The organism is Streptomyces incarnatus (assembly GCF_001027185.1).
GTDB lineage: Bacteria > Actinomycetota > Actinomycetes > Streptomycetales > Streptomycetaceae > Streptomyces > Streptomyces puniciscabiei.
Map to the genome: position 1 here is coordinate 2,670,061 of NZ_CP011497.1, position 18,383 is coordinate 2,688,443.

The window sequence follows — 18,383 nt, forward strand, 5'->3', positions numbered from 1 at the left end:
TTCTCTTCTCGATGCTGAGGGTTTTTGCGAGGTTTGGGCGGAGTTCAAGCGCTGCACGAGCGGCACTCGTGCAACAAAAAACCCCTCGTGCCGTAGGGCAAGCGAGGGGAGCGCGCCGGTGAGGTCGCTGGGGTTGCCGGATCGTCCTCCGGTGGGTCCCAGCTCAGCCGACGCGCTGTCCAAGTACGAGAATTCGGGTGCGCATGGCACTGACCCTCCCCCCGACGCGCACCACGTGTCAAGTGGGTGGGACGGGAGTCTCAGAATGTGAACGAAGGGCACTGCCGCCTCCGAAGACAGCCGTAACACCCCCTGTGTACACCCCGGAGCGTCCCTTCGGCTCGCTCACACACCTTTCCATGGCGCGTTCACCTCCGGGGCGCTCCAGTCGGTGTCGAGACCACGACCGTGCTCAACCCTTCGGGCCTCCGCGCGCTCGCGCCCTCGACACCGACGCGCCCCTGCGGTTCACTCGCGGCCCCGGCGAACGCCGGCTCGGCCGGTGCGTGCGGCACCGGATAGTGACCGGATCCGAGCGCCCGGCGCAGCCGGTACTCGTCCAGCGGGCCCGCGAAGGCCATGCCCTGCCCGTGCGTGCAGCCCATCGCACGCAGCGCGACGACCTGCTCCGGCAGGTCCACGCCCTCGGCCACGGACTGCAGGCCGAGATCACCGGCGATCCGCAGCAGACCGCTGGTGATCTTGTGCAGCCGCGCGGACTCCACGACGCCCTCGACCAGTCCGCGGTCGAGTTTCAGGATGTCCACGGGGAGCCTCCGCAGGGCGGTGATGGCCGCGGATCCGCTGCCGAAGCCGTCCAGCGCGATCCGCACCCCGAGCCGGCCGAGCGCGGCCAGCCGCCGCTCCAGCTCGTCCAGGGAGAGCCGCGGATCGGTGTCGGACAGCTCCAGGACCAGCGCGCCGGGCGGCAGCCCGTGCCGGGTCAGCAGCGCCTCCACGGAGCCCAGCGGCGTCGAGCGGTCCAGCAGCCGCCGGGCGCTCATCCGGACGGCCACCGGTACGACGGTCCCGGTCGCGGCCCGCTCGGCGGCCTGCTCGACGGCCTCCTGCAGGATCCAGCGCTCCAGCTCGGCGGTCTTGTCGCCGTCCTCGGTCACCCGCAGGAACTCGGCGGGGGTGAACAGCACCCCCTGGGAGGAGCGCCAGCGCGCCTGCGCGGAGACCGCCGTGATCCGGCCGGTCGACAGGCACACCACCGGCTGGTGCAGCAGGGCGAACTCGCCGTCGTGCAGCGCGGCCCGCAGCCGGGTGGCCAGCTCCGCCTTGCGTACGACGTCCTGCTGCATCTGCGGCTTGTACAGCTCGACCCGGCCCTTTCCGGCCGCTTTCGCGCGGTACACCGCGAGGTCGGCGTTGCGCAGCAACTCACCCGCGCCGAGGCCCGGTTCGGCGAAGGCGACGCCGATGGAGGCGTTGACCCGGACGTCGCTGCCGTCGATGGCGTACGGCTGGGAGAGGGTCACCCTGAGGCGGTCGGCGAGCTCCAGGATGTTGCGCTCCCGGGCGGCACGGTCACGGGTGCCGTCCCCGACGATCAGGGCCGCGAACTCGTCGCCGCCCAGCCGGGAGGCGGTGTCCCCGTGCCGGACCGCGTCCTGGAGTCTGCGGGCGGCCTGGACGAGCAGTTCGTCCCCGGCCTGGTGCCCGATCGTGTCGTTGACGGCCTTGAAGCCGTCCAGGTCGATGAAGAGCACGGCCGTGCCGAGCAGGGCGCTGCCCCGGTCGGTGGCGCGGCGGCCGGAGAGGGCCTGCTGCACGCGCCGGGTGAACAGGGCGCGGTTGGGCAGGTCGGTCAGCGGGTCGTGCTCGGCGTTGTGCTGCAGCTGCGCCTGCAGCCGGACGCGCTCGGTGACGTCCCGGCTGTTGAAGATCAGGCCGCCGTGGTGGCGGTTGACCGTCGACTCGACGTTGAGCCAGCCGCCGTCGCCGGACCGGAAGCGGCACTCGATGCGGGTGGTGGGTTCCTCCAGGGGACTGGCGGCGAGGAAGCGGCGCACCTCGTGCACCACGCAGCCCAGGTCCTCCGGGTGGATGAGGGCGGCCAGTTCCGTGCCCACCAGTTCCTCGGCGGGACGGCCGTAGACCCCGGCGGCGGCCGGGGAGACGTACCGCAGGACGCCGTTGGGGGCGGCGATCATGATCACGTCGCTGGAGCCCTGCACCAGGGAGCGGAAGTGGTTCTCCTTCTGTGCGAGTTCCTGGGTCAGGGTGATGTTGTCCAGCAGCATGATGCCCTGCCGGATGACGAGCGCGAGCACGACGGCGCCCGCGGTGATCAGCACGACATGGTCGGGTCGGCGCCCGTTGAGGACGTTGTACAGGATGCCCAGGGTGCACACGGCGGCGGCGAGGTACGGGGTGAGGGCGGCGAGGGAGCCGGCGAGCGGCCGGCCGGCCGGATACCGGCTGTGATCACCTCCCGGGGCGGGCACGGTCACGTGGTGGTGGCTCGTGCCGCGCTGTCCGGGCACGTGCTCGTGGACCACGCGCGTGTGCCCGTCCGGTACGTGCGCCTCCGGTGCGCCCTTGCGGCGGGGCGCGGCCCAGGGGGCGTAGGCGAGCAGCAGTGAACCGGCGAACCAGCCGGCGTCCAGCAGCTGCCCGGAGTGGTAGCTGCTGTGCAGCAGCGGCGAGGTGAACAGCGCGTCGCACATCACGGTCAGCGCGAGCGCCCCGATCGCCGTGTTCACCGCGGTGCGGTTGCCCGGCGTACGCCGGAAGTGCAGCGCGAGCACCATGCTGACCAGCGCGATGTCGAGCAGCGGGTACGCCAGCGACAGCGCGGTGTGCGCCACGCTCGGTCCGTCGAAGCGGGCCGCCTGGGCGAGCGCCAGGCTCCAGGACAGGGTGAGCAGCGAGCCGCCGATGAGCCAGGCGTCCAGCGCCAGGCAGATCCAGCCGGCCTTGGTCACCGGCCGCTTGGCGAGCACCAGCAGGCCCACGATGGCGGGGGGCGCGAAGCACAGGAAGAACAGGTCCGCGTAGGAGGGGCTGGGCACGGGCCGGCCGAGCACGACCTCGTACCATCCCCAGACCGCGTTGCCGAGGGCCGCCATCGCCGAGGAGAGGGCGAACAGCATCCAGGCCGAGCGGAAGCGGACGCGCGGACCGCGGGCGTACAGGAAGCACGAGACGGCGGCGGTGCCGGCCGCGGCGGCCAGCCCGAAGTCGCCCATGACCAGCGCCAGTTCGTCCGTGCCCCAGTCGAACGCGGCCCCGACGGCGTAGGCCGCGCAGACCAGGGCGAGAACGAGTTGCTCCCTCGTGCGCCTGCCATCACCGGCGGCCGGCCGGCAGGGCGGCGGCAGCTGCTGCGGGTGCGGGGCACGCACCGCCGCGTCGAGGGCGGTCGTCACCGAGGGCGGCGCGCTCACCGGGGCCTCCCGGTCCGCGCCGCTCCCGGGTCCCGACGGTCCCGGTGCGCTGGGTGTGCGTGCCTCCTGCGGCCGCTGTGCCGGCGCTGCTGGTGGCTGTGGTGACTGGTGTGGTGGCCGCGTCTGCGCGTGGCCGTGCGCCAGGGTCGTCGGCGGCTCCGCCGCGTCGGATCGTTCGTCCATAGGCCGTGCATCGCCCGTCGCCCCCCTCACAAATCTGAAATGTCCATCCCCGGCGCCGAACGGTCGGCGGCAGCCCCTGTCGGGACGATACACCAGGATCGTCACTCAGGGACATAGTGTCTCTACGCTCCGTGACGACCAGCGGGGATGCGGGTACGGCCCGCGTCCGGGGGGTTGCGGAGGGTGCCGGAAGCGGGTTACGCGCCCGTCGTCAGGATCACGTTCCGCAGGGGCTCATGGTTCACGAACCGGGTCAGCTGGTCGGCGAGCAGCCGCTTCGCGCGCGGCAGGAAGGCGGAGGTGGGCCCGCCCACGTGCGGGGTGATGAGCACGCCGGGGGCCTGCCAGAGCGGGTGCCCGGGCGGCAGGGGCTCGGGATCGGTGACGTCGAGGGCCGCGGTGATGCGGCCGCTCTCCAGCTCCGCGAGCAGCGCTTTGGTGTCCACGACGGGACCGCGCGCCACGTTCACGAGCAGCGCTCCGTCCTTCATCCGCGCCAGGAACTCGGCGTCCACCAGGCCCCGCGTCTGCTCGGTCAAGGGCGTGGAGAGGATCACGACGTCGGCGTGTGGAAGCAGAGAGGGCAATTCGGTGAGCGGATGCACCGGACCGCGCGCCGTGGTGCGCTTGGAGCGCGCGACGCGCGCCACCCGCGCGAGTTCAAAAGGCGCGAGCCGGTCTTCGATGGCGGCACCGATGGAGCCGTAGCCGACGATGAGGACGGACTTGTCGGCGAGGGCGGGCCGGAACCCGCCGAGCCACTCGCCGCGCTCCTGGGCCCGTACGAAGTCGGGGATGCCCCGCAGGGCGGCGAGGACCAGCGTCAGGGTCAGCTCGGCGGTGCTCGCCTCGTGCACCCCGCGCGCGTTGCACAGCCGCACCCCCGGGCGCAGGTGGTGCAGGCCCGGCTGCACATGGTCGATCCCGGCCGACAGCGTCTGTACGACCTCGACGGAGGCCATCCGCGGCAGCGGGCGCACCCCGATCCCGGCGGGCTTCATGTAGGGCACGACGTAGAAGGAACAGCCGGCCGGGTCGGCCGGGAACTCCTCGCCGCCGTTCCAGAACAGGTACCGGGGACCCTCGGGAAGCCCCTCGATCTCCTCCGGCGCTATGGGAAGCCACACCTCTGCAGTCATGGCATGGAGGCTATGTCAGGTACGCGCGCGTGCAGAGGTTAGGTTGGGGTCCGGGCAGAGGGAGGTTCACGAGCAGGTGGAGCGCAGGACGATCGGCGCGGGGGCGCTCGCGGTGGGGGCCGTCGGACTCGGGTGCATGCCGATGAGCTGGGCGTACAGCGGGTCGCGGCAGCGGGGCGAGGAATCGCTCAGAACCGTGCACCGGGCGCTGGACCTGGGCTCGACCCTCCTGGACACGGCGGACATGTACGGCCCGTTCACCAACGAGCTGCTGCTGGGCCGGGTGCTGAAGGAGCGGCGCGCGGAGGCCTTCGTGTCCACGAAGGTGGGCCTGCTGGTGGGCGAGCAGCACATCGTGGCCAACGGGCGCCCCGGGTATGTGAGACGGGCCTGTGACGCCTCCCTGCGCCGGCTCCAGACGGACGTGATCGACCTCTACCAGCTGCACCGCGCCGACCCCGAGGTCCCCGTCGAGGAGACCTGGGGCGCGATGGCCGAGCTGGTGCGGGCCGGCAAGGTGCGGGCCCTGGGTTTGTGCGCGGTGGGCGCGCGCGGCGGCCGCCGCTCGGGTGCCGGGCTGCACGACACCACGCTGCGCCAGCTGCAGCGGGTGCAGCAGGTGTTCCCGGTGGCCGCGGTGGAGGCGGAGCTGTCGGTGTGGTCGCCGGAGGCGCTGCAGGCGCTGCTGCCGTGGTGCGAGGCGCGGGGTGTGGGCTTCCTCGCGGCGATGCCGCTGGGCAACGGCTTCCTGACCGGCACGCTGACCCCCGGCGAGGGCTTCGAACCGGACGACCTGCGGGCCCGCCACCCTCGTTTCACGGCCGAGATGATGGCCGCCAACCAGCCGATCGTCGCGGGCCTGCGCCGCATCGCGCGCCGCCACGGCGAGGACGTCACCCCGGCCCAGGTCGCCCTGGCCTGGGTCCTGGCGCAGGGCCGCCATGTGATCGCCCTCCCGGGCGCCAAGCAGGAGCGGTGGGCCGTGGAGAACGCGGCGGCGGGCGGCCTGCGGCTGACCGAGGGGGACCTCGCGGAGGTCTCCCGGCTGCCGGCGGCTCAGGGGTCGTGGGACTGAGGGCTTGCCGGGATCGGTTCGGCCGGACCGGGAACCCGGACGGGGCGGGCCGGTGTGTGAGAGGTTGCAGCTGCCGCTGGATGACCGTCTCGAAGGGACCGTGATCGTGCAACGACGAGCTGTGGCGGCCGTGTTGGCCGCGGCCGCGCTCCTGCTGACGGCCGGCTGCTCCGCGGGCGGCGGGGGACCCCTGGTCGGCCCTCCCGGCAGGACGACGGCCACCGGTACGGCACCGGGCACGGCCCCCTCCGGCCGCGCCACCGAGCCGGTGCCGCCGGCCGAGGGCTCGGTGAAGGTGCTGCGCACCGTGGCCGAGGGCCTGAGGACGCCGTGGGGGCTGGCCCCGCTGCCCGGCGGCTCGCTGCTGGTCTCTTCCCGCGACGACGGCACGATCACCCGGATCGACGGGAAGACGGGCCGGAAGACCGAGCTGGGCACGGTCTCCGGGGTCTCCCCGGCCGGCGAGGGCGGTCTGCTGGGCATCGCCCTGTCCCCCGGCTACGCCTCGGACCACATGATCTACGCCTACTTCACCTCGGCCTCGGACAACCGCATCGTCCGCATGCGCTACGACGAGCGGAAGCCGCCCGGTGAGCAACTGGGCGCTCCGGACACGGTGTTCAAGGGCATACCGAAGGGGCAGATCCACAACGGCGGCCGGATCGCGTTCGGTCCGGACGGCATGCTGTACGCGGGCACCGGCGAGAGCGGCGAGCGGGGCCTGGCCCAGGACAGGAAGTCCCTGGGCGGCAAGATCCTGCGCCTGACCCCGGAGGGTGAGGCGGCCCCGGGCAATCCGTTCCCCGGCTCGCCGGTGTATTCCTACGGCCACCGCAACGTCCAGGGCCTGGCCTGGGACGGCCGGCAGCGCCTGTTCGCCTCGGAGTTCGGCCAGGACACCTGGGACGAGCTGAACGCGATCAAGCCGGGCGGGAACTACGGCTGGCCGGAGGCCGAGGGCAGGTCGGCCGACCCCGCCTTCCAGAACCCGATCGCCCAGTGGCACACCGACGACGCCTCCCCGAGCGGCATCGCCTACGTCAAGGGCGTGATCTGGATGGCGGGCCTGAAGGGCGAGCGGCTGTGGCGCATCCCGCTCAGGGGCACGCAGGTCTCGGCTCCGCCCCAGGCCTTCCTCACCGGGCGGTACGGCCGGCTGCGCACGGTGGTCGCGGCGGGCGCCGACAGGCTGTGGCTGACGACGAGCGACACGGACGGCCGGGGCCATCCGAAGAAGGGCGACGACCGGGTGCTGGAGGTGGAGGTGCGGTGAGCGGCGCCGTCACTCGTCGTCGGCCGGCGGTGGCTCCGGCAGCCGTATGACCGCCTTCCCGGAGGCCAGGTCTATCGGGCCCCGTCCGGGGTCGTTGTCGCCGACGTCCTCGCGGGTCAGCTCCAGGCGGTTCTGTTCGTCCCGGGTGTGTTTGCGACCGGGTGCGAACAGTTCCTCGAAGGCGTTGAACACGGCCCCTCCCCCGCTTTCTCCCCCTTGCGGCTTTTCTTCAGCGTAGGTCTCACCCCGCCGTTCCGGCAGTGAGCGTCTCGGAGGGGAACAGCCCCAGCCGGTGCGCCATCGCGGCCGCCTCGCCCCGGCCGGAGACGCCGAGCTTGCTGAGGATGTTGGAGACGTGCACGCTCGCGGTCTTCGGGGAGATGAACAGCTCCTCGGCGATCTGGCGGTTGGTGCGGCCCGCCGAGACCAGGCGCAGCACGTCCCGCTCCCGGCTGGTGAGGCCGAGGGCCGCGGCCGGGTCGGCGGCGGCGAGGGCCTGCCCGTTGGCGCGGGTGAGGGTGAGGCGGGCGCGCTGGGCGAGCCGGGCGACCGTGCCGGCGAGCGAGCGGGCGTCGAGGTGGGCGGCGACGGCGGCGGCCAGCCGGAGCAGCTCCACCGCGCGGTCGCGTTCCTCGTCGCCGCCGTCGGCCAGGAGGGCGGCGGCGAGGCGGTGGCGGACCCGGGCGAGTTCGTAGGGGCGGTCCAGGCACTCGAAGGCGGTGACGACGGGCGACCAGTCGTCGGCGGTGTCCGTGCCCTCCGCGCGGCGCAGCTCGGCGCGGGTCCACCCCTCGTACGCCTGCCAGAGCGGGGCGCCGGTGGTCAGAGCGCGTATGGCTTCGCGCAGACGGTCGAGGATCTCGGCGCGGCCGGACTCGGCGGCCGGCAGGGCGCGGGCCTCGGCCTCCGCGGTGGCGGCCGCCCGCAGCAGCGGCCAGCCGTAGCGCTGGGTGCCGGGTGGGAATCCGTCGTCCAGGGCCCGGATCAGTTCGGCGCGGGCGTCGGCGATACGGCCCTCCTCGGCGGCGACCCCGAGGGCGACCCGGGCCAGCGGCAGGGACGCCTGGGGCATGGGGTCATGGGTGCCGTAGTGGGCGCGGGCCGCGGCGAGCTGGCGGCCGGCCTCGGCCAGGTCGCCGCGGGCCAGGGCGAGGTGTGCCAGGCGCAGCGCACCGGCACCGCGGGGTTTGGCGCTGTGGGCGCCGCGGGTCGCGTGCGCGGCGGCCTCGGCGGCCTCGGTCCACTGCCCGAGCGAGTAGAGCGCCTCGGACAGGTTGCCCCATATCCAGGCCTCGGAGTCCAGCATGCCGTACCGGCGGGCGAAGGCGATGCCTTCGCGCAGGAGAGGGGCGGCCTCCCGGTCGCGGCCGAGGCTCTGCAGCTCGGACGGCAGGTTCACATAGGCGCGCCCCGCGACATAGTGCGCACCCTCCGCGAGGGTGTCCCGGAGCACCTGCCGCATCTCCGCGAGGCCGGTGTCGGGGTCGCCCGAATCCACCTTGAGGCCGCCGAGGGTGAGGCGGGCGTGCAGTTCGATGTCGCGGGCGCCGACCATGTGCGCGTACTCCACGGCCCGCTCGGCGGCGGCGAAGGCCTCGGGGCCGGGCCGGTGCAGCATGGACCAGCCGGCGGCGAGGGCCAGCACCTCGGCATGCACCTCGGACGGCGGCAGGCCACGCACCAGCTCCTGCGCGGTGGCCAGTTCCTGCCAGCCGTCGCCGCGGGCCTGGGCCTGCACGAGCCGGGAGCGCTGCACCCAGAACCAGGCGGCGCGCAGGGGGTCGGGCTCGTCCTCCAGGAGGCGCAGCGCCCGCTTGGTGATCTTCAGGGCGCGTTCGCGTTCCCCGCCGAAGCGGCCCGCCACCGCCGCCTCGGCCATCAGGTCGAGGTAGCGCAGCGGGGTGGTGGCCGGGTCGCAGCCGCACGGAGGGTAGACCTCGGTGTAGTCGACCGGGCGCAGGGCGGAGCGGACCTCCTCCGGGGCGCTGTCCCACAGCTCCATCGCCCGCTCCAGGAGCCCGAGTTGCTCGGTGTAGGCGTGCCGGCGGCGGGCCACGACGGAGGCGTCCAGGACGGCGGGCAGGGCCTTGGCGGCGTCGTGGGCGTGGTACCAGTAACTGGCCAGGCGCATCACGCGCGCGTCGGCCGGGACGAGCGTGGGGTCGGCCTCCAGGGCCTCGGCGTAGCGGCGGTTGAGCCGGGAGCGTTCGCCGGGCAGCAGGTCGTCCGCGACGGCCTCGCGGACCAGGGAGTGCCGGAACCGGTAGCCGTCGCCGGCCGGGGTGACGGTGAGGATGTTGGCGCCGACGGCGGCCCGCAGCGCTTCGATGAGGTCGTCCTCGCCGAGCTGGGCGACGGCGGCGATCAGCCGGTACTCCACGGTGGAACCGCCCTCGGCGACGACCCGGGCGACCCGCTGGGCGCTCTCGGGCAGCGTCTCGACCCGGACGAGGAGCAGGTCGCGCAGGGAGTCGGTGAGGCCGGTGCAGCAGCCGTCGCAGGCGGCGACGGCTAGTTCCTCGATGAAGAAGGCGTTGCCGTCGGAGCGTTCGAAGATCTCGTCCACCTGGGCGGGGTCCGGTTCGGCGGCGAGGATCCCGGCGATCTGGCGGCCGGCCTCCTCGCGGGTGAAGCGGGCCAGTTCGATGCGGCGGACGGTGCGCAGCCGGTCGAGTTCGGCGAGCAGGGGGCGCAGCGGATGGCGGCGGTGGACGTCGTCCGAGCGGTAGCTGGCGAGGACGAGGAGCCGGCCGGCGCGCAGGGTGCGGAAGAGGTAGGCGAGGAGGTGGCGGGTGGAGGCGTCGGCCCAGTGCAGATCCTCCAGGACGAGCACGACCGGGTGCTCGGCGGCGACCCGTTCCAGCAGCCGGGCGGTGAGTTCGAACAGGCGGGCCATGCCCTGCTCGTCGTGCCGGCCGGCGCCGGCCTCGCCCAGGTCGGGCAGGAGGCGGGCCAGTTCCTCCTCCTGTCCGCTCGCGGCGGCGGCGAACTCCTCGGGCAGGGCGTCGCGCAGGGCGCGCAGCGCGCTGGAGAAGGGCGCGAACGGCAGTCCGTCGGCGCCGATCTCGACACAGCCGCCGACGGCGACGACCGCGTGCCGGCCGGCGGCCGTGGCGAACTCCTCGACGAGGCGGGTCTTGCCGACCCCGGCCTCACCGCCGAGCAGCAGCGCCTGAGGCTCGCCGGCGCGGGCGCGGGCGAGCGCGTCGTTCAAGATGTCCAGTTCGTCGGTACGGCCGACGAACACGGGGCTGACGGACCTGTTCTCCACGGGCCCGAGCATCGCACGAGGCCCGGACGGCAGGGCAGCGGTTTTCCACAGGTCCGGTGCGATTGTCGTACCGACGGACGGAAGGGTCGTACGACTGGGGTGGGCAGTCGTACGACCCTGGTCCGGGAGGTCCGCGGGACGCGGCAGGTCCGGAAGGCGGCCGACCCCCGTACGGTCACCCTCTTTTCCCACCCCGTCCGTCCCGGAGCCGTCCGTCCCGGCACCGTCCGTTCCGGCCCGGTCCGTCGGTCCGGTGTTCACGCGGTGCGCGCGATCCGGTGCCGGCGGGGCCGGTCGGTATGGGACTCGGCGACCGCGCCGCCGTGGCCGGCGGAACCGTCGCGGCGGGCGGTGCGGCGGGCCCGGGCGACCTCGCGGGCCAGGCGCTCCTGCTCGGCCTCGTGGATCAGCTGGGCGGAGCGCATCTTGTGGTACTCGAACTCGATCATGACGTGTCCTTCGAGGAGAGTCGGTGTCGTGCGTCGCTTTCCGCGATGCCTCCACCTTCGTCTCCCAGGGGGGTGCGCCACATCGGGAGAGTTCCTCATCTTCGCGCGGCGTACGGGCCGCACGCGCGCGTAAGGGGCCTCAGGGAGTCCGTAAGGTGCTCTCGGATTCCCTAAGGCCCCTGGGACCTGCGGTTCCTCAGCCCGTCGAGGGCAGGGCCAGCAGGGCGTCGGAGTACTTCAGGACGGCCAGCAGCAGGCCGATGACCCCGAGCGAGACTCCGGCCCACGCGACCGACTTGATCCAGGGCGCCTGCGGGCGGCCGGGGGCGCCGAAGGCGGGCCGGGCGAGCACGACCACGCCGGTGAACAGCGCGGCCAGCGCGAACAGGCCGGCCCACAGGGCGGTGCTGTGCCAGGCGTCGCCGTAGACCGCCTTGATCTGCTTGGCGACGCTCGCCGTGGAGGAGGTGCGCAGCTGGCCGACGAGCTGCTGGCGGGCGCCCGCGACGGTGCCGATCCAGCCGCCGCTGAGCGAGACGAGGCCGAGCGCGGCCGAGACGACGGCACCGGCACCCTGCCCGACCCCGGAGGGCGCCTTGTCCCGCGCGCCTTCCTGCTCCCCGGCTTCCTCGCCGACGGCTTCCTCGCCGGCGGCTTGCTCTACGGAGGCTTCCTCTCCGGAGGCGTCCTCCTCGACGGCCGCCTCCTCGGCGGCGTCCGCCTGTCCGGGGCCCTCCTCGAGAGCCGCCGCCTGCGCGGTCTCCTCCTCGGTGGTGGCGGCCTCCACCGCCGTCTCGTCGCCCTGCGCCTCGGTGCCGGCCTTGGCGCCTTCCGCTGTCTTCGTAGCCATGCCCGGCACCGTACGGACCCTGTCTGAGAGGTCCCTTAATGATCGTTGTGCGCGGTACGCGCGCGTGCCGCACGCCATTCGGGGGCGAGCACCGACCAGATCTCGGTGCTGGTGCGCACGCCGTGGTGCGGGTAGTTCTCGCGGAGCACGCCCTCGCGGGTCATGCCGAGCCGCCGGGCCACGTTGATGCTGGGCTCGTTGGCGGACGACGCGTGCCACTCGACGCGGTGCATGCCGCGCTCCTCGAAGGCCCAGTCCAGCAGCACCCGCATGCCCCGGGTGACCAGACCGCGCCCGGCCGCCGCGGGCTCCAGCCAGCAGCCGGCCTCGCACACCCCGCTCGGGGTGTCCCACACCCGGAACAGCAGGCCGCCGACCAGCTTCCCGTCCAGCCAGATGCCGTGCAGGCCACCGGCGTCGGCGGCGCGCTTGTCGGCGTAGGACCTCAGCCAGGAACGCGCGCCGTCCAGGTCGGACACCACCTCCGCCAGCCCGATGTGCCGGCCGATGAACTCCCGCCCCCGGTCGATGTTGGCGAGGAGCTCCTCGGCGTGCCAGACCTCCAGGGGCCGCAGCTCCGCGCCGTCGTCACCCAGGGATATCGCGTACATCGCGCTGCTCTTCCTTCCGCAGTTCCGCCACCGAGACCGTGCCGAGCCTCTCATGCGCGGCACGGCACTCGGGCGGCTCGATGCTGACGCGGGGCAGGCGGCGCTCCAGCCACGCGGGCAGCCACCAGTTGGCGGCGCCCAGCAGATGCATCAGCGCGGGCACGAGGAGGGTGCGCAGGACGAAGGCGTCCAGGGCGACGGCGGAGGCGAGCGCGATGCCGAACATGGCGATCACACGGTCGCCGCTGAGCACGAAGGCGAGGAAGACCGAGATCATGATGACCGCGGCGGAGTTGATGACCCGGCTGGTCTCGGCCAGGCCCACGCGGACGGCACGCCGGTTGTCGCCGGTCTCCAGCCACTCCTCGTACATCCGGCTGACCAGGAAGACCTGGTAGTCCATGGAGAGTCCGAAGAGGACGGACACCATGATCACGGGCAGGAAGGGCTCGATGGGTCCCGCCCGGCCGAGGCCGAGCAGTTCGCTGCCCCAGCCCCACTGGAAGACGGCGACGACGATGCCGAACGCGGCGGCCACGGCGGCGAGGTTCATCACCGCGGCCTTCAGCGGGATGCCGAGCGAGCGGAACGCCACGAGCAGTAGCAGGCAGCCGAGCCCGATGACCGCGCCGACGAAGAGCGGCAGTTTGCCGACGATCACAGCAGCGAAGTCGTCGTAGCCGGCGGTGACCCCGCCGACCTGGATGTCGAGGGAGGTGCCGGCCTCCGCGCGCGGCAGCACCCTGGTGCGCAGCCGGTCCACGAGGTCGCTGGTGTGCTGGGACTGCGGCGCGGAGCCGGGGACGACGGTGAGGTAGGCGGTGCCCCCGCCGGTGTCGTAGGTGGCCGGGGTGACGGAGGCGACGCCCGGGGTGGCGCGCAGGGTCGTGTCGAGGTTGTCCAGGGCGAGTCTGTCGGCGGCTCCGTCTACGCGCGTCACCAGGGTGAGCGGCCCGTTGACGCCCGGCCCGAAGCCCTCGGCGAGCAGGTCGTAGGCCTTGCGGGTGGTGGAGGTGCTGGGGTCGTTGCCCTGGTCGGAAGTGCCCAGGTGGAGGGAGAGGGTCGGCAGGGCGAGCAGCGCGATGACGGCGACGGCGAGCGAGCCGAGCAGCTTGGGGCGGCGTTCGACGAGCGCCGACCAGCGGGCGGCGAAGCCGGTGGGCAGCTCCGGGCGCGGCCCGTGCTCGGCGAGCCGGCGCCGCTCGCGGCGGCTGAGGGCCCGGGAGCCGATGTACGACAGCAGGGCGGGCAGCAGGGTGATGGAGGCGGCGACGGTGAGGATGACCGTCAGGGAGGCGGCGACGGCGACCCCGTTGAGGAAGCTCAGCCGCAGTATGAACATCCCCAACAGGGCGATGCACACCGTCGCACCCGCGAAGACGACGGCGCGCCCGGTGGTGGCCACGGCGTTCACGGCGGCCTCGGTGACGCTCAGGCCACGTTTCAGTCCGCGCCGATGTCGGGTGACGATGAACAGCGCGTAGTCGATGCCGACGCCGAGTCCGATGAGCATGCCGAGCATGGGCGCGAAGTCGGCGACCGTCATCGCGTGTCCGAGCAGCCCGATGCCGGCGTAGGCGGTGCCGACGCCGACGAGGGCGGTGGCGATGGGCAGGGCCGAGGCGGCGAGCGAGCCGAAGGCGAGGAACAGCACGACCGCCGCGACGAGCACGCCGACCACCTCGGCGGTGTGCTCGCGCGGGGACGCGGTGAGCCCGATGGCGCTGCCGCCCAGTTCCACCTGGAGCCCGTCCCCCTCGGCGGCCTTGGCGGTGCGCACCACGGCCTGCGCCTCGGCCTTGCCGATGTGCTCGGCCGCCTGGGTGAAGGTGACGGTCGCGTAGGCCGTACGGCCGTCCTCGCTGATCCGCTGCGTGCCGCGGCTGCCGTAGGGACCGGCCACCGAGGCGACGCCGGGCAGTGAGGCGATCCGGTCCAGGGTGCGGGTCATGGTCTGCTCGACACCGGCGGTGCGGACGGTGCCGGTGACGGTGTGCCAGACGACGGTGTCACTGTCCCCGCCCAGACCCGGGAAACCCCCCTTGAGCAGCTGCGTGGCGCGGCCCGCCTCGGTTCCGGGGACGTCGTAGGAATTCGAGTACGACGAACCGGCCACGGCCGCGGCGGTGGTGACCCCGCCGAAGGCGAGGAGCCACAGCAGCACGGTGATCAGCCGATGCCGGACACACCAACGGGCGAGGTCTGCCACGGACGTGCTCCCAGAAGTGCGATTTGTGGATCTTTGGCCGGGAACGATCGTCCATAAACTGAACAGCCCGCAAAGAACGTATGAGTAACCGCTGACACTGTTGCAGGCGAAAGTGATCGTTTGCGGTGATCATGGGCTTATTCACAGGAGTGCGAGGGACATCACAGGACACTCCGCCGAACTCTGTCGCCTCATAAGGTTTTTGTAAGCGAGAAAAGGGGCAGTACACCGGGTTCGGTGCACTGCCCCTCGGGATCGTTCCGCGGCCTCTCAGCCCTCGCTCACGCCCAGCTTCTGAAGGATCAGCTCCTTGACGCGGGCCGCGTCGGCCTGACCCCGGGTCGCCTTCATGACTGCGCCGACCAGGGCGCCGGCCGCGGCCACCTTGCCACCGCGGATCTTGTCCGCGACACCCGGGTTGCCGGCGATCGCCTCGTCGACGGCGGCGGTCAGCGCGCCCTCGTCGGAGACGACCTTCAGACCGCGCTTCTCGACGACCTCGTCCGGGGTGCCCTCGCCCGCGAGTACGCCCTCGATGACCTGACGGGCCAGCTTGTCGTTCAGGTCGCCCTTGGCGACCAGCTCGGTCACCCGGGCGACCTGCGCCGGAGTGATCGCCAGCTCGTCCAGCGCCTTGCCGGACTCGTTGGCGCTGCGCGCCAGTTCGCCCATCCACCACTTGCGGGCGGAGGCCGCGTCGGCACCGGCGTCGATGGTGGCGACGATCGGGTCCAGCGCGCCGGCGTTGAGGATCGCCTGCATGTCGGTGGCGGAGACGCCCCACTCCTCGCGCAGCCGGTTGCGGCGCACGAGCGGCAGCTCCGGCAGGGCCGCGCGGATCTCCTCGACCCACTCGCGCGGGGGCGCGACCGGGACCAGGTCGGGCTCCGGGAAGTACCGGTAGTCCTCGGCCTCCTCCTTCGTACGGCCGGAGGTGGTGCTGCCGGTGTCCTCGTGGAAGTGGCGGGTCTCCTGGACGACCTTGCCGCCGTCGTTCAGCACGGCGGCGTGGCGCATGACCTCGAAGCGGACCGCGCGCTCCACCGAGCGCAGCGAGTTGACGTTCTTGGTCTCGGAGCGGGTGCCGAACGTGTCGGCGCCCTTGGGCATCAGCGACAGGTTCACGTCGCAGCGCATCTGGCCCATCTCCATGCGGGCCTCGGACACGCCGAGGGCACGGATGACCTCGCGCAGCTCACGGACGTACGCCTTGGCGACCTCGGGGGCGCGCTCGCCGGCGCCCACGATCGGCTTGGTGACGATCTCGATGAGCGGGATGCCGGCGCGGTTGTAGTCCAGCAGCGAGTGCTGCGCGCCGTGGATACGGCCGGTCGCGCCGCCCACGTGGGTGGACTTGCCGGTGTCCTCCTCCATGTGGGCGCGCTCGATCTCCACGCGGAAGGTTTCGCCGTCCTCCAGCTGGACGTCCAGGTAGCCGTTGAAGGCGATCGGCTCGTCGTACTGGGAGGTCTGGAAGTTCTTCGGCATGTCCGGATAGAAGTAGTTCTTCCGGGCGAAGCGGCACCACTCGGCGATCTCGCAGTTCAGCGCGAGACCGATCTTGATCGCCGACTCGACGCCGGTCCTGTTCATGACCGGGAGCGCGCCGGGCAGGCCGAGGCAGACGGGGCAGGTCTGGGTGTTCGGCTCGGCGCCGAGCGCCGTCGAGCAGCCGCAGAACATCTTGGTCTTGGTGCCGAGTTCGACATGGACCTCGAGGCCCATGACGGGGTCGTACGACGCCAGCGCGTCCTCGTACGACACCAGGTCGGTCGTGGTGGTCACGGTGAAAACTTCCCTCTCAGCCCAGCAGGACGTCGTCGTCGCCCAGCCGCTTCAGCTCACGGCAGAGGATCGCGAGGCCGGTCACGATGGCCACGGCGGACACCGTGGCGTCGATCAGCCTGAGCGTGTCGTGCTCGGCGCGGGCCTTCTTGATCTGCTTGGCGACACCGAACGCGCCGAACGCGGTGGTGGCCATCGACAGGTACGTACCGGACTTGGACTTCTTGAAGCCCTTGGCCTTGGACAGTGCCTTGCTCACAGCGACGGAGCCTCCTCCAGCAGCGGGTGTCCCCACTTTTCCACGAAGGCGGCCTCGACGGCGGCGCCCACCTTGTACAGGCGGTCGTCCTGCATCGCGGGAGCGATGATCTGCAGGCCCACCGGGAGATTGTCCTCCGGGGCGAGACCGCAGGGCAGGGACATGGCCGCGTTGCCCGCCAGGTTGGTCGGGATGGTGCACAGGTCCGCGAGGTACATCGCCATCGGGTCGTCGGCGCGCTCGCCGATCGGGAAGGCGGTGGTCGGGGTCGTCGGCGAGACGATGACGTCGACCTGCTCGAAGGCCTTCTCGAAGTCCCGCGTGATGAGCGTGCGGACCTTCTGCGCGGAGCCGTAGTACGCGTCGTAGTAGCCGCTCGACAGCGCGTAGGTGCCGAGCATGATGCGGCGCTTGACCTCGGGGCCGAAGCCGGCCTCGCGGGTCAGCGAGGTGACCTCCTCGGCCGAGTGGCCGCCGTCGTCGCCGGTCCGCAGGCCGTAGCGCAGGCCGTCGAAGCGGGCGAGGTTGGAGGAGCACTCGGACGGCGCGATCAGGTAGTACGCCGACAGGGCGAGGTCGAAGGACGGGCAGTCCAGCTCGACGATCTCGGCGCCCAGCTCCTTCAGCAGCTCGACCGACTCGTCGAAGCGCTGGATGACACCGGCCTGGTAGCCCTCGCCGCGGAACTGCTTGACCACGCCGACGCGCATGCCCCGCACGGAGCCGTTCTTCGCGGCCTCGACGACCGGCGGGACCGGGGCGTCGATGGAGGTGGAGTCCATCGGGTCGTGCCCGGCGATGACCTCGTGCAGCAGGGCCGCGTCCAGGACCGTACGGGCACAGGGGCCGCCCTGGTCGAGGGAGGACGAGAACGCCACCATGCCGTACCGGGAGACCGCGCCGTACGTCGGCTTCACGCCGACCGTGCCGGTGACGGCGGCCGGCTGGCGGATGGAGCCGCCGGTGTCGGTGCCGATGGCGAGCGGCGCCTGGAAGGAGGCGAGCGCGGCGGAGGAGCCGCCGCCGGAGCCGCCGGGGATCCTGGTGAGGTCCCACGGGTTGCCCGTCGGCCCGTACGCGCTGTTCTCGGTGCTGGACCCCATGGCGAACTCGTCCATGTTGGTCTTGCCGAGGATGACGACGTCAGCGGCCTTGAGCTTCTTGGTGAGGGTGGCGTCGTACGGCGGGATCCACCCTTCCAGGATCTTCGAGCCGACGGTCGTGGGCACGCCCTCGGTGGTGAAGATGTCCTTGAGCGCGAGCGGCACGCCGGCCAGCGGTCCGAGCTTCTCGCCTCGCGCCCGCTTCTCGTCCACGGCACGCGCCTGGGCGAGGGCGCCCTCGCGGTCGACGTGCAGGAAGGCGTGCACCTTCTCGTCGACGGCCTCGATCCGGGCGAGGTGGGCCTCGGTGACCTCGACGGCCGTGAGCTCGCCGGAAGCGATCCTCTCGGCGATCTGCGCGGCCGTGAGCTTGATGATGTTGCTGTCCGTCATGGTGGTCACTCCTCCCCCAGGATCTGCGGCACCTTGAAACGCTGCTGCTCCTGGGCCGGGGCGCCGGAGAGCGCCTGCTCGGGGGTGAGCGAGGGACGGACCTCGTCCGGCCGCATGACGTTCGTCAGCGGGAGCGGGTGCGAGGTCGGCGGTACGTCTTGGTCGGCGACCTCGCTGACGCGGGCGACCGCGCCGATGATGTCGTCCAGCTGTCCCGCGAAGTGGTCGAGTTCTTCGGGCTTCAGCTCCAGACGCGCCAGCCGGGCGAGGTGGGCGACCTCCTCGCGCGTGATGCCAGGCATGCAGCGATCCTCTGGGGTGAGTGTGTGTGGTTTGGGGCCAATCCTATGGGGCGGGGCGGTGTGGCCGTGAAACGGTTTGCCGGCCC

General features: G+C 72.4%; 14 protein-coding genes. 2 read left to right on the forward strand and 12 right to left on the reverse strand.

Features of this window, described 5'->3' with window-relative positions:
- Positions 1-368: 368 nt before the first annotated feature.
- Together ABB07_RS11710 and ABB07_RS11715 are read right to left on the reverse strand one after the other, a co-directional pair.
- Entirely contained in the window at positions 369-3,395 is a 3,027-nt protein-coding gene (locus ABB07_RS11710) for an EAL domain-containing protein (RefSeq protein WP_244189330.1), read from the reverse strand.
- A 380-nt stretch (positions 3,396-3,775) separates the two neighbouring features.
- Entirely contained in the window at positions 3,776-4,717 is a 942-nt protein-coding gene (locus tag ABB07_RS11715; RefSeq protein ID WP_208898663.1) for a 2-hydroxyacid dehydrogenase, read from the reverse strand.
- A gap of 76 nt (positions 4,718-4,793) precedes the next feature.
- Between ABB07_RS11715 and ABB07_RS11720 the strand changes: the two genes are divergently transcribed.
- Both ABB07_RS11720 and ABB07_RS11725 read left to right on the forward strand, forming a co-directional pair.
- The gene (locus tag ABB07_RS11720; RefSeq protein ID WP_208898664.1) at positions 4,794-5,792 is read left to right on the forward strand and encodes an aldo/keto reductase; all 999 of its coding nucleotides are present in this window, start codon (positions 4,794-4,796) and stop codon (positions 5,790-5,792) included.
- A 121-nt stretch (positions 5,793-5,913) separates the two neighbouring features.
- Positions 5,914-7,065 (forward strand): PQQ-dependent sugar dehydrogenase, encoded by a 1,152-nt coding sequence (locus ABB07_RS11725; protein ID WP_208903393.1) that lies wholly within the window; start codon positions 5,914-5,916, stop codon positions 7,063-7,065.
- 9 nt (positions 7,066-7,074) lie between these two features.
- On the opposite strand, the gene ABB07_RS11730 is transcribed toward ABB07_RS11725, so the two are convergent.
- The 10 genes from ABB07_RS11730 to gatC form a co-directional block, all read right to left on the reverse strand.
- Positions 7,075-7,257: a DUF6191 domain-containing protein gene (locus tag ABB07_RS11730; RefSeq protein WP_208898665.1), complete on the reverse strand. Its 183-nt coding sequence runs from the start codon at positions 7,255-7,257 to the stop codon at positions 7,075-7,077.
- A gap of 49 nt (positions 7,258-7,306) precedes the next feature.
- Complete coding sequence (locus tag ABB07_RS11735; protein ID WP_208898666.1) at positions 7,307-10,348, reverse strand: helix-turn-helix transcriptional regulator; 3,042 nt, start codon at positions 10,346-10,348, stop codon at positions 7,307-7,309.
- 245 nt (positions 10,349-10,593) lie between these two features.
- Positions 10,594-10,785 carry a hypothetical protein gene (locus tag ABB07_RS11740; protein ID WP_208898667.1) on the reverse strand — a complete coding sequence of 64 codons (192 nt, stop codon included), beginning with the start codon at positions 10,783-10,785 and terminating at the stop codon, positions 10,594-10,596.
- A 196-nt stretch (positions 10,786-10,981) separates the two neighbouring features.
- Positions 10,982-11,635, reverse strand: a complete 654-nt coding sequence (locus tag ABB07_RS11745; RefSeq protein ID WP_208898668.1) for a hypothetical protein — start codon at positions 11,633-11,635, stop codon at positions 10,982-10,984.
- A gap of 35 nt (positions 11,636-11,670) precedes the next feature.
- On the reverse strand, positions 11,671-12,246 hold the full coding sequence (locus tag ABB07_RS11750) for a GNAT family N-acetyltransferase (RefSeq protein WP_208898669.1): 576 nt from the start codon (positions 12,244-12,246) through the stop codon (positions 11,671-11,673).
- Positions 12,224-14,455, reverse strand: coding sequence for an MMPL family transporter (locus ABB07_RS11755; protein ID WP_208898670.1), 2,232 nt, complete (start codon positions 14,453-14,455; stop codon positions 12,224-12,226). Before ABB07_RS11755 ends, ABB07_RS11750 begins: the two co-directional genes overlap by 23 nt.
- Before the next feature lie 270 nt (positions 14,456-14,725).
- Complete coding sequence (gene gatB, locus ABB07_RS11760) at positions 14,726-16,240, reverse strand: Asp-tRNA(Asn)/Glu-tRNA(Gln) amidotransferase subunit GatB (protein WP_208898671.1); 1,515 nt, start codon at positions 16,238-16,240, stop codon at positions 14,726-14,728.
- A gap of 16 nt (positions 16,241-16,256) precedes the next feature.
- A complete protein-coding gene (locus ABB07_RS11765) occupies positions 16,257-16,499 on the reverse strand; it encodes a hypothetical protein (RefSeq protein ID WP_055708133.1) in 243 nt (80 codons plus the stop codon).
- The gene (gene gatA, locus ABB07_RS11770) at positions 16,496-17,995 is read right to left on the reverse strand and encodes an Asp-tRNA(Asn)/Glu-tRNA(Gln) amidotransferase subunit GatA (RefSeq protein ID WP_208898672.1); all 1,500 of its coding nucleotides are present in this window, start codon (positions 17,993-17,995) and stop codon (positions 16,496-16,498) included. Before gatA ends, ABB07_RS11765 begins: the two co-directional genes overlap by 4 nt.
- A 5-nt stretch (positions 17,996-18,000) precedes the next feature.
- Complete coding sequence (gene gatC / locus ABB07_RS11775; protein WP_004925108.1) at positions 18,001-18,297, reverse strand: Asp-tRNA(Asn)/Glu-tRNA(Gln) amidotransferase subunit GatC; 297 nt, start codon at positions 18,295-18,297, stop codon at positions 18,001-18,003.
- Positions 18,298-18,383: the final 86 nt, after the last annotated feature.

What these genes read in the sequence shown, in the direction of transcription:
- ABB07_RS11715 (WP_208898663.1), bottom strand. Translation starts at nt 4,717, where the DNA reads ATGACTGCAGAGGTGTGGCTTCCCATAGCGCCGGAGGAGATCGAGGGG.
- ABB07_RS11735 (WP_208898666.1), bottom strand. Translation starts at nt 10,348, where the DNA reads ATGCTCGGGCCCGTGGAGAACAGGTCCGTCAGCCCCGTGTTCGTCGGC.
- gatC (WP_004925108.1), bottom strand. Translation starts at nt 18,297, where the DNA reads ATGCCTGGCATCACGCGCGAGGAGGTCGCCCACCTCGCCCGGCTGGCG.
- gatA (WP_208898672.1), bottom strand. Translation starts at nt 17,995, where the DNA reads ATGACGGACAGCAACATCATCAAGCTCACGGCCGCGCAGATCGCCGAG.
- ABB07_RS11750 (WP_208898669.1), bottom strand. Translation starts at nt 12,246, where the DNA reads ATGTACGCGATATCCCTGGGTGACGACGGCGCGGAGCTGCGGCCCCTG.
- ABB07_RS11745 (WP_208898668.1), bottom strand. Translation starts at nt 11,635, where the DNA reads ATGGCTACGAAGACAGCGGAAGGCGCCAAGGCCGGCACCGAGGCGCAG.
- ABB07_RS11740 (WP_208898667.1), bottom strand. Translation starts at nt 10,785, where the DNA reads ATGATCGAGTTCGAGTACCACAAGATGCGCTCCGCCCAGCTGATCCAC.